Origin of the sequence: Acinetobacter sp. CFCC 10889 (assembly GCF_003268395.1) — a bacterium.
Lineage (GTDB): Bacteria > Pseudomonadota > Gammaproteobacteria > Pseudomonadales > Moraxellaceae > Acinetobacter.
This window is the reverse complement of the sequence record NZ_LQXQ01000078.1, coordinates 1-12,344: the sequence shown is the minus strand read 5'-3', so window position 1 is coordinate 12,344 and position 12,344 is coordinate 1. Positions and strand designations below refer to the sequence as shown.

Below are 12,344 nucleotides of genomic sequence, written 5' to 3'. Positions count from 1 at the left end.
TAAAAATATTTACCTGATTGATCTTCGTTACAACTTAAAAACGTTTCAGTAAAATCTAAATCTTTGTATTCATACATTACTGATAATTTATAAGGTAATGATCCAAAACTTAATGAACCTAAGAACACATCAAAGATCAGTGCATTCCCTTGATTTAATTCTAAAGAGAATAATCCTGTATAATTAATTATCGGATCTGGTTCAGAAGCTATAACAATCACTCCCTCTGATGGGTTACTACAGTTAATAAACTCCCCACCTTCTACGATATTTAAACCACCTCCACCCAAATTATTAATTTGTGATTGTAGATTATTTGCTACAATATTGAGTTCTGTTTTCTTTACGTAACCGCTAAGATCAACTGGCGTACTTGGACCACCACCATCACCCGAACTTACGTTTAAAACTGCATCACCATTAATTGTAACTTGACCACTTGTATGTACTTGAACGCTCATTTTACTGTCCTTTTGCTATCTTTAATGTTGCATCACCAGTCACTTGCAAATACGCATAAGAGAACTGTTGAACGCTACTTAAAACATCTGTATCTGCTTCAATTGTAAATGTCACAATATCGACCCAATGTTCATTATCAATACTGCCTTGAAGTTTGACTGTTTGCCCTGCTGTACCTGTAGCGACCATTGTATAAACAGTGCCTATGCTATAATCAAAGCGCATATCAGGATTTGAATTACTTGCTGTACCATCATAGACAAGTACATTTTTAACCACGGCGATTTTCATAGCATCTTTCATAGCATCTCCACAAAAATGCCCCATCAAAAGACAGGGCATTTCAGATTAATTAATGATTTCGGCAGTACCGCTTGTGTGCGCCGTATCAATTGCGAATGAACCGTAGGTTTTCCCATCAAATTCAGGACGTTTGACGTTAAAAATCATGCCTGTTGCAACGGAAAGCTTATTTTTATAATCCTTCCATTCTTCTTCCCAACCCATACGCATCTTGCCTTTCGATGCAGCATTGCCAAATGCTGTGACTAATGCTTGACGACCCATAATCGCAGCACGTGCGCCCTGCACGTTTTTACCTGCACCAAAATCATTAAAACGTACAACGTCCTTATGCTCTTTTAAGCATGCGCCTTGATGCCACCCTAATGCACCACTAAAGATTTGAGATTTTTTGCCTTCTGCAGTTGTTAAAGCTTTTTGAATCTCAAACCAACCTTTTGTCCCCACATCTGCACGTAAATCATGTGCTTGGTAAGTGTGCATCAATACGATAAACGCATTTTTTTGACCATCAAGCTTTAACGGATCAAGGCGGATTTTCATGTCCGAACCACCACCTTCTGCTTTGGCTTTGGTCAATGCACGTTCAATCGTGGTCAATTTCATGGTATCGGTTGCTGTCAGTGTTGCTTTGCTCGTTGCATTACCGCCATAAAGCTTATGATCTGCATCATATTCGCTAAATTTATGGGTTTTAGGGATTGCATAATCGACCCCAAGCGGCAACTCATAATCCGCATTGATACCACGTGCACCTGCCAAGTTGGTGAAGTGAACTTGGTCAACATATTTAGAGAAATATTCTGACAATTTCACTTTAGCCATATTACGCAGATTGGTTTCAGTACGCTTCTGTGTCATACGACCACCTGCACTGACCGCTTTACGCACTTGGTTGATACGGATTTCATCAGAAAAACTTTCTAAATCCGTTTCATTGCCTTCTAAAGTGTCATCGCCGTAAGTCGGATTACCCGATACCTGCATATACACTTCAAAATGTACATCTTCACCTGCCGATTTTTCCAAGTGATTTAGGACAACAACGGGGGCATTTGCCATCTCACCATCATTGTCAACTGAACGAGAGTTGTCAGTCATATTGGTTAAGAAAAATGAATCTGCAACTGTTGCGTTGAATAAGACCCCTGCCCATTTCTTAGGCACATTTGATGCACCTGCATTAATAACGGTCTGTCCCATTATTTTTACTCCAAAAAAAAGCCGCCTATGGCGACTTTGTGTTTAAAAATTAAGTGTGTTTGGCTTTTAGCTCATATAACGCTTGTAAGCTTCAGGATTGTTCTTTTGCAATTTCTCTATTGCTTGTTCGTACTCTAGTCCTTGTAGACGATCAATCATGGCAAATTCATCACCACCTGCATTATCTTCAAGCTGCTGCAATTGATTCATAGACGGCGGAATCGTGACATTGTCATGCTTAGGTAAAGCCTTTGGTGCTGCCTTTTTTGGCTTTTCAGGTTGACCAAGTTCAATTTCAACACGATGCTGTACTGTAGAAATGATTTGCTTATAGTCTAGCCCTGCAAAAATGCCTTTTTCTTGCATGTCTTGAAAGACTTCATCAAAACGAGTACGGTAATTCCCTTCACCAACATAAGCAGGATTTTCAGCCAAGAAAACATTGACTTCTTTCTTCCAAAGCTCAATATATTTGGACTGCTGTTCCTCTGAAAAATCACGATATTCTTTATCAGTCGAGTGATATTGACTATGTGCATCAGATTCCTGTTTTTTCGCCGTGTCTAGCTCAATCTCAAGACGTTTTAAGCGTGAATTATATTCACCTTGCCCGATTTCACCTTCATCAAATAATTTGCCAAGTTCGTCAATTTGCGTCAGTACATCTGTTTGTTTCTGTGTACTTTCATCAATTTGCGTTTGCAAATCATTTAAAGACGTTTCGTATTTTTCAACCTGCTCACGAACAATGGTCTGTTCTTGCTCTTGTGCTTGATTGGCTGTATCTACAACGGCGTTATTTTCCTGATTTTGATCAGTTGGTGTATCCTGGTTATTTTCAGGATCATTATTCGCACCATCATCACCAGTTCCATTAAGCAAAGCATCTAAAGTGGCTTGATCAACTTCTTCAATTTGATCATCTTCTTGACCTTCTTCGCTTTCTTCTAGTGCAAGCTGCGCCTTTTCTTCTTCGGTAAGCTCAAACTCGCTACCAACTAAATCATCATCAATGCTCATAAAAACCTCTAATTATGCTCATAAAAAAAGCCCCTTTCGGGACTTTAGAATTGTTGCTGTGGTATGGGTGGCTGTTCAGTCTGTAATTGCTGTTCAACCTGTGGTTGTGGTGTCGGTATTTGCACTGGCTCAACCTGCTTATTATTAAGATTCAGGACTGCATCCGCATTATTGATTAAGTCATCTGCCACGGTTAATGCTTCTCTTGGTGAAGCTATTGCACCATTACCAAGCTGTATCGCTTCTAACATGGCTCTTAATTTTTCAATCTGAATGCGTAACTTTTGTAACTCAGCTTCATTATTGACTTTATTGGCTTCTGCTTCGAGTTTAGCGATCTGCGCCATACTCTCACGCATAATCAAGTCTTGTTTTTGCTTCTCAAGTTCTGCCTGTTGCTGTGCCAATGCTTCACGTGCCTGCTGCTGTTCATCAGTTTCATTCTTCGGCGGCATTCCTGCGGCTTTACGCAATTCCTCAGTCATACGAGATTTTTCAGGAATATCTTGCATTTCAATCGCTGAAATTAATAGCGCCACTCCCAACATTGGATTGCCTGTATGTTGTGAGATCACCCCTGCTGTTGCAATAAGCTGCTCTGACAAGGCTTGACGCATACTTGAGCGATAATCCTTATCTGCCACAATAAAATCAGCTTGGGTTTTGGTGATGTCGGTTGTCGGATCGTCTTCTTGATTCACATCGACAAACTCAGGATCTTCTTTAAGATCATCCGCCGTGATACGGAACTGCATTGGCTTATCCATGAACTGCTCAATCAGCGATAAAATTAACTCGCCCTCAAGCTGTCTAGCCAAAATATGGTTGTCTGTTAAGACCGTGGTAATGACTGTGCCTTGTTCTTGACGTGCTTGAATTGCAACACCTGAATTGGCATTGGTCGACATGCCCCGATTTTCACCCGTAACACCCGATACCTGACGAATATAGGCACTGTTCTGTTCACCTACGGCGATATGTTGATTGGCTAATGCCGAACCTTCCTGAATTTCAAAATAAGCCCCTGCTTTCTTCTCAATCACAGAATCCCAACGAGCGACTTCCTGTACCAAGTTGTTTTTATCTTCGACTGCATCCTTATCCATGATGATACGATTGGTTGCAAGCTGAAATAACGCCTTATTTCTACGAATATTTAAATCACTTTGCGGATCACGAATCTGACGGACTACGCCGTATGCCGCACCATCTTTATTGCGTATATAACAGCTACGTTTAATATAAGGCAGTCGATTATGCTTATACGGCGATTTTTGACGATATAACAGCGTGTTATTGGTGTACATGGCACAGTAAATCTGCTGACGTACAACTTCACGTACCTTATGATCAAAATATTGTATTAACTGAATGTGCTGCGGATTGTTCTCATCGAATATTTCGCCGTTGAAAGCACTTTCACCCTTAATAATTTTGACCTTTTCAGGCTGCTTGTACCACATTTCATAAACACGAACTGCTCTACGTTCTTCGTGCATACGATCATGTAGGGAAATTACACCGCTACGAATACGTTGCGTATGGCGACCATCGGACGTTAAAAGCGATTCTTCAATCACATCATTTTCTAAATCGGCTTTATCTTCTGCATCATAATAAAGCTCATTCAGCTTATCAGGAAAATGCACCATCAAAACTGATAGATCAATCACTTTGGTTTCCCAAACATAGCGATCATCATTCATCAAAGGTGAATGTGAGCTACTGTCAGATAAAATATTGCGCCATGGTACATGCTTTAAAAGAATCTGATAATCACCATCATCATTAATTTCATAACCAACACGTGTCCAACCTTCACCCGATTTGACCATATCTTCAAATGATAAAGAACGCTGCCACTTGGACTTATTAATATCGTCCACGTACTTACATAATTTTGTTTTACGCAATGATGCATCACTATCATTTTCAGTCCGTGGTAAGACTGCATAGTCCATCCGTGTTCTACGCTCTGAGCCAAGTATCCAGTCAATTGTCGGTTTTACCTCGTTATACACACGTGGGGTCTGTCCACGTGCTTCATACACGGCGAGTTCCTCATCTGAAAATTGATCACCATCATAAAAACCACAATCTATAGAACGCTGATTGCGATTCTCGACTTGCAATTCATACTCACGCTTATATAAACCTTGCGCCCACAATAAAAACATACCATCGTCAGATCCTAAAAAATCAGAATCTAGGTTATCTTCATGAAAATCAAAGTTATCTATTGGCACTTTCATTAGCGAGCATCCACAATAATTTTATCGTTGGCTTTGATGACTAAGCCGAGTTTTTCCATTTCACGCAATTCACGCTTTTGCTCAAGATAAATGTCTTCAGGTGGGTGCATCACAAGATCATCAATCGCATATTCGATAATGTCTGCGATTTTTTCATATCTTCAGGTGTATCAGAACGCAATAATTGTTCTGCGGCTTGTTTTGCCATACCGTCAATCAAAACCTGATCATCTTCAAATTCGTATGCCTGTTTGCGTAATAACGTGACATTCAAACGACCATAGCCAAAGGTGTTACGGCACATCACCAATGCAGCATCTTCAAATTTTGACCCATCGTTTAAGCGAAAAGTAAAATTAGCAACACCGACTTTCAGACCAAGATTGCGACCCAGTTCAAGCCACTTGACTGAGCCATAATGCTCAATACTTTTAATTTCTAAATCCATTACAGTTTTGCCCTATTGCTGATTTTACTGCTCTTACGTGGTTTGGTGATGGCATGACGGATCATCATCAAGCCATATCGACTTGATGAGATCACATCATCCTTTAACTTCACGACCTTGCCCTTTTCACGATGATAACCACGGCGTTCCTCAAGCCAATTTTCACAATTGCTAAAGACTTTCCAACGACCTTCTTCCATCATGGTGAGCATCATCATTAAGCCTGCTTCTACGCCGTTTGACCCATCATCAAAAGTCGCACGTTCAGGCAACATATTCAGACCTGCAACACGATATTGCTGTGCAATTTCTTCACCCGAACCTTTGTCATGCTGTAAACCATCATGCGGCCATGCTACAGGTGACCAATGACACATCGCTGCAATGTGGGGTGCATGTTGTTTCGGTGTCTTTTCACGATCTTTATATTCATCAAATACATAAACCGTGTCTGTATCCCGATCCCAAGCCAAAGCGGTTGCCGCCGTTGGGTGATCCCATCCAAAGTCCAAGCCGATGATGACTGTCCAATGCGATGGAATATCGAAAGGCTCACAGACAATATCTTTCTCATTAATCGGAAAGATCAGACCCGAACCTGCGTAAGGAATCCCCTGTGAACGTGCTTCATGTTCATGTTTCGGGAAAATTGCCAATAAATCGGCTTTATCTTCTTCTGTTAAATGTGGCGCATGATCCCAACCTGCCTGCACCATGAAATTAATGCCTTCGGCTGACTTCTTAATAAAGTCGTCCACCATTGCCGTTGTACCTTCCAACGGCGTGAACGTAATGAATACCAAGCCTTTTGTTGTTGCTGTACGAGTGACACACTCGGTATAGACTTCTTGTGGCGGTTCTTCATCAAGCCAAATATAGTGTTTCGCCGTCCCCTCAAACGAGCCACGTCCTTGTTGATACGACTTTAAACCTAAAATCGACCATTCACCCGATACGTGCTTAATGCGTACCGTGTCAATTAAATCTGCAACACCCGACTTCCAACGAATATTGAAACGATCAATCAGGTGCTTGGGGATTGTCCCTGTACCATCGACCGTTTTCTTACCATTGACATACACCACATTGCCAAAAAGTTCTTTTTGAATAATGTCACGTGTGGTTTCGTTGGTCTTACCTGCGACCCAACCTTCGGTTAAATGCTCAAAGCGTTTCCCTACCCACCAATGTGGATACAGTCCAGTGGCGTGTAGTGTTGCTTCATACGACCCTGCAACGGTTTTACCGACACGGTTACCTGCCATAAACAGGCGTGAACGGTATTTCGTACCTGCATCAAAAAAAGCCAAATGCTTAACGTAGAGTTCACGCTTATACTGCCCATCATCAGGAAACAGCGTATTAAAACGATAATTTTTTCGCTCTTTATAAACTGATAAAACCTTGATCAGTTTTATTTTTTTATTGCGATCTAACTTGGCTAAGTGCTTTAGCTTCTCATCATTTGAAAATTTCGAGAATTGCTCTATCCAACTCTGAATCGGTGAGGTTAGAGAGATCATCTTTACTATTCCCCTCTTTCGGCTTATTCGCTTCTGTGATTGCAATCTGTTTTTGCTGCATATTCAGCAATGACAGCTCAAGCTTAGCAATGAGCGAAATTAACCGAGTAATTTCATACTGAAAATCACGGCGCTGAAACACTCGTCTACGCTGATTGACACTTCTTTCTTTTTCTTCGGGTTCAACAATGTAATCTTCATCCCCATCAGGATCGTATTCTTCACCACATTCTTCGGCGCTTTTCTTCATCTTATCGAGTAAAGACTGCGGCTCTGTATCATCTATAAACGTACAATGCTCATGCACTTCAAGTAATGTAGGCTCATCCCCAAGTTCATTTTGTTTTTGTAATAGCCGCATAAGCTGAATACGAGCAATGGCAAGCTCAGTTTCAATGCTTCCCTGCATCTGACTTGCTGCATCCAATTCCTGCACTGACAAAATTGTGGAGTAAATGCCATGCTTTTGAGCGTTCTTATTGCCCTTTGGTGCGCCTTTTGATGCACCGCCATGTAATCGACACTTTCCTGTACCGACATGATCTGTGCCATGCCCTGCCTTGTGCTGACATTTACTTCCACTGCGAGTTTTTGCACCGCATATTTTCGACATACGGCGTTACTCAACATAAAAAAGACCGAAACAAGTGTTTTTTTGAACAAAAAGTTCACGGTCAAACTGATTAAGCTTCATTCGTGCTGACTTTTCCATTGCTATCAAGCACTGGTAAATCATAACGAGAAGCTAAAGGATTCTTTTGAGTGCCACACCAACGATATGCGAGAACTCGACTTGTAGAAAAAGGTTTGATATTGACTGCATCTGATTGATTGCCGCCTAATACCATGATATTGCCGTGCTTATCTTTACCAACCACAATGCCCACATGACCGCCGCCTGTGCGACTAAATACGACCACACAGCCATAAGCTGGCTTTTTCAATGCTGTTCCGCTATTTGCCCAGCTTTTAGCACGATAAAAATCCTTTGGAATATGTTCGATGAGTACCTGGTTATTTTCTTGAGCAAAGCAATACCCAATAAATCCACCACACCAAGCCGTTTCATCATCTTTAATCCATGTTTTTTGACCTGTTGCTTTAAATGACACATCCCACATAGACAAAACTAAGGGGCTATGTTTAGCCCCTTTTACTTCATGTGTTCCTATTCGAGTTCGCCCAACTGCAACCCAACTTAATTCACTTTGCTTTGTCATGATGTGCTTCCCCTGTACTTGTGCCGAAATATTTGTGTTGGTTTTGGTACATGCCATATGTAAAGAAAAAACATGCTGCTAAAACTGCAAGAAACGGCGCACCGACATTAAAAATGCCCATAATTGACGCTATGAGCATTGATAAAAGACCGTTATGTGTGGCTAGACACCGCTTGATCGGGATGAGCATAATCACCCCAATTGCAAAACCAATAAAAATCCAAGAAAACTGTAGGCTATTCATTGCTACCTCTCCCACTTCCACCGAAAAAACGGCTTAGAAAGTCTTTGATGTGTTGTTTTGCAACAGGTATCAACTCATAAACCAAAGCTTTTAAGCTTGGTATGATTGCAGGTGCGGCATAAGACACACCGCCTACCCATGCTGCGTGAACGAGATTCAATCCTTTTTCGATATGCACAATGTAGATAAATGCACATAAGCTACCAAAAATCGAAAACACCACCTTAGAAAAAACTTTCGTGGGTGCAATGCCTTCGGGTTCAGGTGTCAGAATTGAAGCAAAACAGCCAACTATCATCATCAAGACACATAAGACAATGATTGCTTCGACTGAATATTCATTTACCGCCGTGTCAAGCAATTCCCCTGCATTTGCTTTGCGAAAAATGGACGCAATCGGGATACTAAAAACGATTGCAAGTCGAAAGATTAAACCGAACATGATTAGTCCCGATCTGCCAATAAAATGATTTTATTTTTGTTTTTATAAAAGGGTTTAAGCGTCTTTATTTGCTAAATCGAGTTCCGCACTTGCGATACGATCTAGCAAAATATTGTTGTACTGCGTTTGGTGGAACGATTGACGCCCCATATACGCCCATTGCACTTCACTTACAAAGCTCGGACGCTCTTTGCTGATTGCAACAGTCAATTTTTCCGTGTTACTGCCTACAATCGATTGTTCAAAGCGAACACGATCAAGCCAAGTGTCATACGGCGCAAAATTGTTTTTAAGTGCTTCATCTGAAAGCACTTCAAATTCACCCTCAATTTTGATTACCCAATCGCCACGCTCGACATCAACTTTTTCGCCTGAAATTTCGATTAAAATCATTTCATGGTCAGAAAGTGATTGAATATTTTGATTGATAAAATCAGCGATATTATCTTCAGCTTCTTCTTGTGAGATTGTTTCATCATCCCACTGGTATTGAATCGCTTCGAGTTCTACAGGTTTAATAATGAATTTAGGCATGATCAAAGCTCCTTAATGAGTGATTGGAGCTTTGTTGAAGCTGCGGTTGTTAAATTACGATCAGTTCCTGCATTAGCAAGAACATCAACAAGAAAACGACCTTTCATCAACTTCATATCGAGTTTCTGATAGTCGTTATAACCATCTGCTGTACCCAAACACGCTTCACCCACGGCGCAAGCTTCCGTATTTTCAGGACTTGGCTCGGTGCATTTTCCTACATCCATTGCTAAGCTGAAATCTAGAGAATCAACGAAAGCTAGGCGTTCATTTGCCATATATAATTGCTCTTTCAGCAAATAGCCTTCGAGCTGCCAAATTTTTTCACGTGCATTGTGAAAAGCAATTCTACGACCAACATCAGCATCAAAGTTTGCAGGATCTACACATGCTGATTCACCTGTAACAGTAAAGCCGTTTTCTAATGTAATAATGCAGAATGTTAAAGTTTGAAGTGCAAGTGGTGCATCAAATACTTCTACGCCGTTATCACGCTTACATACATCACGTGGCAGAATATATTCAACACTCTTAATCTTTGAATCAATTTGATCCGCCGTAACACGTACTGTAACGGCGCTATCATTCAACTTTTGTTCCGCTTGAACCACATTACCAAAGAAGCCATTTTTTTCAGCATATTCATACGCACGTTTAAGAGCGTCCTTTTCAGCTTCTTCAAAGTTTTCATTTTTAAAGCCTACGACCTCAGCACGATCACTCAATTCAATTGTGACCTGAAAAAGCGTTTCGCCGTGGGTGCTTTCATTGGATTCAACACGCTTATCTTTAATAAATTCATTCAGTTTATTTAAATCGGTCATTTTATTTAACACCTGTTTTTTTACCATTGGGCATAAAAAAACCTAGCTTTTGCTAGGTTTTGATCAATTTTTGCGTGTTTTTTATACGCATTCATACAAATTTTACTCTTGAGCATAAAACTACAAGAATAGATATAAAATACTATAAATAGAAAGTATAAATCAATATAAATATTTGTATATTTTTTGATTTATATATTTTTTATTGCGATTCCATAAAAAAAATAATAGTATCTAATTGTTTTGTTGAAGTTACTTTTTTCATCAAATCAAATATAAAAACTCTCATTTTCGCATAAAAACCGACATTAATCGCCGTTAATGTCGTTTTTATTTATTAAATACAATTATTTACATTTAATTAATTAGTATAATATTCAAGTATTATTTACATTACACCTGTATATGACTTTAAAATAATTTTATTAATTATCTAATAAATAAAATAATCATCATTTATAAAATGAATTTTAAATTCATTTATTTAATTCTTATTTTTCCTTTTAAATCAATCACAAATAATATTGCTTATGCGACAAAAGACGCTTTTATTGTATTTTTTATAAAGCTTGACAAACGACCCTCATGGGGTTGTTTTGTAAAACACGTAAAACAACCCTGTTTTTTGAAAATTTTCTCTAAAAACTATTCTATATAGGCATAAAACCTACCGTTTATCGGAAGTGTATAAAAATACTTTATCGGGAGGTATAGACCAAAAAGCCACTTTTAAAGTGGCTTTTTTATTACTCGTAATGATAGCGACACGATATGATTAGTATTTGCTGATCCAAAACTTCATACACAATGCGATTAGTCTTATCAACTCGTCTTGACCAATAACCTGATAAATTATGTTTGAGTGGTTCAGGCTTTCCAATACCATCAAATGGGCTGCGTAAAATTTCTTTGATTAGTAGATTAATTCTTTTTACAGTTTGTTTGTCTGTAGTCTGCCAGTACAAATAGTCATTCCAAGATTCATCAGTCCAACTTAGAATCATTCTTCAATCAACTCATGTTGATTAATTTTTGCAGCTTTGGCTTGTGCAATAGATTTCATTAAATGAGCCGCATTCGCAGGATTGCTCATTAAATACGCCGTTTCTTCATACGCATTAAAATCATCTAAACTAATCAATACTGCTGTTTGATTGTTTTGACGTGTTACAAGGACTGGTGAGTGATCATCTATCACACCATCCAACACAGTTGAAAGATTTTTCCTTAAATCCGTATATGTTACAACTTTCATCATTCCCACCAATATAAGTACATTAATATGTACCTATATTGGTACATAATTAAGAAATAAGCAAGTTTTTTTCAAAACTTCGCATGACGCTGATGGACCAACATTGCAGCATCACGACCATGTTCACTTGTGCGACCCTCCCATTTGGTATATTTCTTAAACTTAACTGCATCATATTTCGTCAAATTAGCAGCAGGGTGAATCATCTCATATAGATATTTTTCTTCCTTGCACCAATCTTCCCATATCTTTGCGTCACGCTTTACTGATCCAACACCTTCACGCACCCCTGCACCTGATTTAAGCTGCCGCCGATCTGCTTCACCGAACCATTTACGCTGTCTTGCATCTTCAATATATAGTTTTACGTTTTCTATGCCCCATTTTTCGATACTTAGGCGCACTTTCTCCATAGCTTTGGTGATGCTTAAAGTGGACACATCTTTAAGTTGTCCACCTTTACCATCCTTATAATCAATTGCAAGCGAAAAACCTGTTTTAACACCTGTGTCGATGCCGATCATGATTTTCATACAGCACCACCATGTATTTGATGCTCACACTGACCACTGACCCAAACCAACACGCAAATGGCAATAAAAATAAAGAATATC

At 39.5% G+C, this 12,344-nt stretch carries 16 protein-coding genes; all 16 read right to left on the bottom strand.

Features of this window, described 5'->3' with window-relative positions; translation table 11 throughout:
• A partial coding sequence (locus AVJ19_RS18985; RefSeq protein WP_162626657.1) for a hypothetical protein occupies positions 1–461 on the bottom strand: 461 nt, incomplete at its 3' end.
• Between the two features lies 1 nt (position 462).
• Positions 463–765, bottom strand: a complete 303-nt coding sequence (locus tag AVJ19_RS18980) for a hypothetical protein (RefSeq protein ID WP_111861151.1) — start codon at positions 763–765, stop codon at positions 463–465.
• Between the two features lie 45 nt (positions 766–810).
• Positions 811–1,968, bottom strand: coding sequence for a N4-gp56 family major capsid protein (locus tag AVJ19_RS18975; protein WP_111861150.1), 1,158 nt, complete (start codon positions 1,966–1,968; stop codon positions 811–813).
• A gap of 66 nt (positions 1,969–2,034) precedes the next feature.
• A complete protein-coding gene (locus tag AVJ19_RS18970) occupies positions 2,035–2,988 on the bottom strand; it encodes a hypothetical protein (protein WP_111861149.1) in 954 nt (317 codons plus the stop codon).
• Positions 2,989–3,032: 44 nt separating this feature from the next.
• The gene (locus AVJ19_RS18965; RefSeq protein ID WP_111861148.1) at positions 3,033–5,240 is read right to left on the bottom strand and encodes a hypothetical protein; all 2,208 of its coding nucleotides are present in this window, start codon (positions 5,238–5,240) and stop codon (positions 3,033–3,035) included.
• A gap of 109 nt (positions 5,241–5,349) precedes the next feature.
• Positions 5,350–5,688: a hypothetical protein gene (locus tag AVJ19_RS18960; protein WP_111861147.1), complete on the bottom strand. Its 339-nt coding sequence runs from the start codon at positions 5,686–5,688 to the stop codon at positions 5,350–5,352.
• Positions 5,688–7,211, bottom strand: coding sequence for a terminase large subunit domain-containing protein (locus tag AVJ19_RS18955; RefSeq protein ID WP_111861146.1), 1,524 nt, complete (start codon positions 7,209–7,211; stop codon positions 5,688–5,690). Before AVJ19_RS18955 ends, AVJ19_RS18960 begins: the two co-directional genes overlap by 1 nt.
• A complete protein-coding gene (locus AVJ19_RS18950) occupies positions 7,150–7,824 on the bottom strand; it encodes a hypothetical protein (protein ID WP_111861145.1) in 675 nt (224 codons plus the stop codon). Before AVJ19_RS18950 ends, AVJ19_RS18955 begins: the two co-directional genes overlap by 62 nt.
• A 70-nt stretch (positions 7,825–7,894) precedes the next feature.
• Positions 7,895–8,431, bottom strand: coding sequence for a TIGR02594 family protein (locus AVJ19_RS18945; RefSeq protein WP_171334248.1), 537 nt, complete (start codon positions 8,429–8,431; stop codon positions 7,895–7,897).
• Positions 8,415–8,675, bottom strand: coding sequence for a hypothetical protein (locus AVJ19_RS18940; protein WP_111861144.1), 261 nt, complete (start codon positions 8,673–8,675; stop codon positions 8,415–8,417). Before AVJ19_RS18940 ends, AVJ19_RS18945 begins: the two co-directional genes overlap by 17 nt.
• The gene (locus AVJ19_RS18935) at positions 8,668–9,117 is read right to left on the bottom strand and encodes a hypothetical protein (RefSeq protein ID WP_111861143.1); all 450 of its coding nucleotides are present in this window, start codon (positions 9,115–9,117) and stop codon (positions 8,668–8,670) included. The genes AVJ19_RS18940 and AVJ19_RS18935 overlap by 8 nt, the downstream gene beginning before the upstream one ends.
• 54 nt (positions 9,118–9,171) lie before the next feature.
• Positions 9,172–9,651, bottom strand: coding sequence for a hypothetical protein (locus AVJ19_RS18930; RefSeq protein WP_111861142.1), 480 nt, complete (start codon positions 9,649–9,651; stop codon positions 9,172–9,174).
• Positions 9,652–9,653: 2 nt separating this feature from the next.
• A complete protein-coding gene (locus AVJ19_RS22820) occupies positions 9,654–10,475 on the bottom strand; it encodes a Gp49 family protein (protein ID WP_111861152.1) in 822 nt (273 codons plus the stop codon).
• 746 nt (positions 10,476–11,221) lie between these two features.
• Positions 11,222–11,479, bottom strand: coding sequence for a Txe/YoeB family addiction module toxin (locus tag AVJ19_RS18920; RefSeq protein ID WP_111861141.1), 258 nt, complete (start codon positions 11,477–11,479; stop codon positions 11,222–11,224).
• The gene (locus AVJ19_RS18915) at positions 11,476–11,730 is read right to left on the bottom strand and encodes a type II toxin-antitoxin system Phd/YefM family antitoxin (protein ID WP_111861140.1); all 255 of its coding nucleotides are present in this window, start codon (positions 11,728–11,730) and stop codon (positions 11,476–11,478) included. Before AVJ19_RS18915 ends, AVJ19_RS18920 begins: the two co-directional genes overlap by 4 nt.
• Before the next feature lie 71 nt (positions 11,731–11,801).
• On the bottom strand, positions 11,802–12,263 hold the full coding sequence (locus AVJ19_RS18910; RefSeq protein WP_111861139.1) for a hypothetical protein: 462 nt from the start codon (positions 12,261–12,263) through the stop codon (positions 11,802–11,804).
• Between the last annotated feature and the right edge of the window lie 81 nt (positions 12,264–12,344).

What these genes read in the sequence shown, in the direction of transcription:
- AVJ19_RS18960 (WP_111861147.1), bottom strand. Translation starts at nt 5,688, where the DNA reads ATGGATTTAGAAATTAAAAGTATTGAGCATTATGGCTCAGTCAAGTGG.
- AVJ19_RS18965 (WP_111861148.1), bottom strand. Translation starts at nt 5,240, where the DNA reads ATGAAAGTGCCAATAGATAACTTTGATTTTCATGAAGATAACCTAGAT.
- AVJ19_RS18935 (WP_111861143.1), bottom strand. Translation starts at nt 9,117, where the DNA reads ATGTTCGGTTTAATCTTTCGACTTGCAATCGTTTTTAGTATCCCGATT.
- AVJ19_RS18950 (WP_111861145.1), bottom strand. Translation starts at nt 7,824, where the DNA reads ATGTCGAAAATATGCGGTGCAAAAACTCGCAGTGGAAGTAAATGTCAG.
- AVJ19_RS22820 (WP_111861152.1), bottom strand. Translation starts at nt 10,475, where the DNA reads ATGACCGATTTAAATAAACTGAATGAATTTATTAAAGATAAGCGTGTT.
- AVJ19_RS18910 (WP_111861139.1), bottom strand. Translation starts at nt 12,263, where the DNA reads ATGAAAATCATGATCGGCATCGACACAGGTGTTAAAACAGGTTTTTCG.
- AVJ19_RS18930 (WP_111861142.1), bottom strand. Translation starts at nt 9,651, where the DNA reads ATGCCTAAATTCATTATTAAACCTGTAGAACTCGAAGCGATTCAATAC.
- AVJ19_RS18980 (WP_111861151.1), bottom strand. Translation starts at nt 765, where the DNA reads ATGAAAGATGCTATGAAAATCGCCGTGGTTAAAAATGTACTTGTCTAT.
- AVJ19_RS18955 (WP_111861146.1), bottom strand. Translation starts at nt 7,211, where the DNA reads ATGATCTCTCTAACCTCACCGATTCAGAGTTGGATAGAGCAATTCTCG.
- AVJ19_RS18940 (WP_111861144.1), bottom strand. Translation starts at nt 8,675, where the DNA reads ATGAATAGCCTACAGTTTTCTTGGATTTTTATTGGTTTTGCAATTGGG.
- AVJ19_RS18915 (WP_111861140.1), bottom strand. Translation starts at nt 11,730, where the DNA reads ATGAAAGTTGTAACATATACGGATTTAAGGAAAAATCTTTCAACTGTG.
- AVJ19_RS18975 (WP_111861150.1), bottom strand. Translation starts at nt 1,968, where the DNA reads ATGGGACAGACCGTTATTAATGCAGGTGCATCAAATGTGCCTAAGAAA.
- AVJ19_RS18945 (WP_171334248.1), bottom strand. Translation starts at nt 8,431, where the DNA reads ATGACAAAGCAAAGTGAATTAAGTTGGGTTGCAGTTGGGCGAACTCGA.
- AVJ19_RS18920 (WP_111861141.1), bottom strand. Translation starts at nt 11,479, where the DNA reads ATGATTCTAAGTTGGACTGATGAATCTTGGAATGACTATTTGTACTGG.
- AVJ19_RS18970 (WP_111861149.1), bottom strand. Translation starts at nt 2,988, where the DNA reads ATGAGCATTGATGATGATTTAGTTGGTAGCGAGTTTGAGCTTACCGAA.